The sequence below is a fragment of the Paenibacillus sp. Soil522 genome (assembly GCF_001428245.1).
GTDB lineage: Bacteria > Bacillota > Bacilli > Paenibacillales > Paenibacillaceae > Pristimantibacillus.
This window is the reverse complement of record NZ_LMRV01000012.1, coordinates 1-1,756: the sequence shown is the minus strand read 5'-3', so window position 1 is coordinate 1,756 and position 1,756 is coordinate 1. Positions and strand designations below refer to the sequence as shown.

The 1,756-nt window shown below is 39.8% G+C and carries 2 protein-coding genes; both read left to right on the top strand.

The annotated features are described in order from the left end of the window. The first annotated feature begins 384 nt into the window (after positions 1 to 384). Positions 385 to 768 carry a hypothetical protein gene (locus ASG81_RS02880; protein ID WP_056628951.1) on the top strand — a complete coding sequence of 128 codons (384 nt, stop codon included), beginning with the start codon at positions 385 to 387 and terminating at the stop codon, positions 766 to 768. A gap of 214 nt (positions 769 to 982) precedes the next feature. Continuing rightward, positions 983 to 1,477, top strand: coding sequence for a hypothetical protein (locus tag ASG81_RS02875; protein ID WP_056628946.1), 495 nt, complete (start codon positions 983 to 985; stop codon positions 1,475 to 1,477). The last annotated feature ends 279 nt before the right edge of the window (positions 1,478 to 1,756 follow it).

Here is a 1,756-nt window from a genome sequence, read left to right as displayed (position 1 = left end):
ATTATGCACATGGAAAAACCGTACTGCCCTGGATGAAGAACGTCGGAAAGCCGTATGCGGGAAAACTGCACGTACGGTTTGATGAGGAGGGGCTGGATCTCCAGCTCTTTACTCTACTTAGCCTGGTGGCCAGCATTATTTCACAATTAATGAGTGACCGATAATTGTAAAAAGACAGCGACTAAATAACATTTTAAATTTTCTATATTAAGTGTTTTTGGTAGAATTGGTTATCTAAAATTAACACATCGATACATGATTCCTTTGAATTCCCGCCAAAGCAATAATATAGAGGAGTGGTAGATTGAAGCAAAGTTTTCTTATCTGAAGCAGCTGCCGGTAGAGAAGCAGATAGCTTTTACTAGATTCAAAGAGGAGAGGAACTTGCACGATCTTTACAATTTTACCCCTGAGGACATGGTACTGGCTTATCTATACTGCCTATCAATAGGCGATCCAGATTTGATTTATGCGATCACTTATAATGGGGGGCAGCTACCTGACCAAGATGAATTTCGGGAAGATTATTTTGAATATGTGATGAATTATGATTCGGAAACAGCGGTACATTACAGATATTATGATTCCATAAAGGTAGATGAGAATACGGCCGAGGAGAATAAGGTGAAGGTACGTATTATGGTGGGGGTAGGATCAACGACACATTCCTTGGCCTTAGGTTTGCAGAAAGAAGATCAGGTATGGAAGCTTGATATCTATCACTTGATAAAAGAATATAAAAATAAAGCAAGCAAGAACAAACCATAATATCTCATTCAAAACCCAACGACTGTTTTCCCATGGAAGAACGCAATTACTTCCATAATCTATGGTGTCGAGAGAGCGGCATGGATGGCAAACGGGCAGGATAGCGCAACTAAAAAATCAATTTTCGTCTGTATTTACGATTGCATCAATTATTGTGGTATTTGTTCCGACTGAAGAAGAATTGAATTGCATTCAAACTAGGAGGATAGAAATCATGAAAAAAGTTTTTGTGCTTCTGGCACTTCTTTCAATGATGTTGTGCGCGTGTACCGAATCCAACACATCAATGCAGACTAATCCAACTCAATCCGAGATTGCACCATCACCGTCACCTGTGGAAAGCATACCAAATCCCGAAACAAACGTGCCAGTTTCAGCGGTTTTGACCGAACAAGAAATATATGATTTTGAATTACTACGCTCGGATTGGACCAAAGAGCAAATAGGAGTGCTTGGACTCAAAAAAGAGGTAAATGAGGGTGCCGGTGAAACGTATTTTTCCAATGAATTGGTTAAATATATCTTTTTTGACTACATTGAAGAAACAACACCGGCAGTAGTCGATGTGTTTGGGGAAAGTGTTGGGCCAAGAGGTATTAGTGTTGGTGATACTTTTGATGATGTGATGGCACTGTTTCCTCAAGATGAGGATTGGCGAAGCAATGTCTATGGGACACACTATACTATCTATCTGATAAGAAGAGATTGATATTGGGTAGCAAGTGTCCCATATAGAGGGAAAATAAGCCTAGAGTATAAAACCTGATGTCGATAAAGAAACAGTTATGTCTCGTCTCATTGGTTAAGCTAAACGGGTACGATAGCATTCCTGTAGAGCGTTAAATTTCCGCTTTGCAAAAAAACGAGCGCCTCGGTACGATGGAAGTACACAACGGGTCATAGCCCTTAAAATTCCATCATCCAGGAGGACGCTCTATTATGAAGTTTAAATCGCAAGCGAGACAAAATCAACTCATTGAAAAAATTA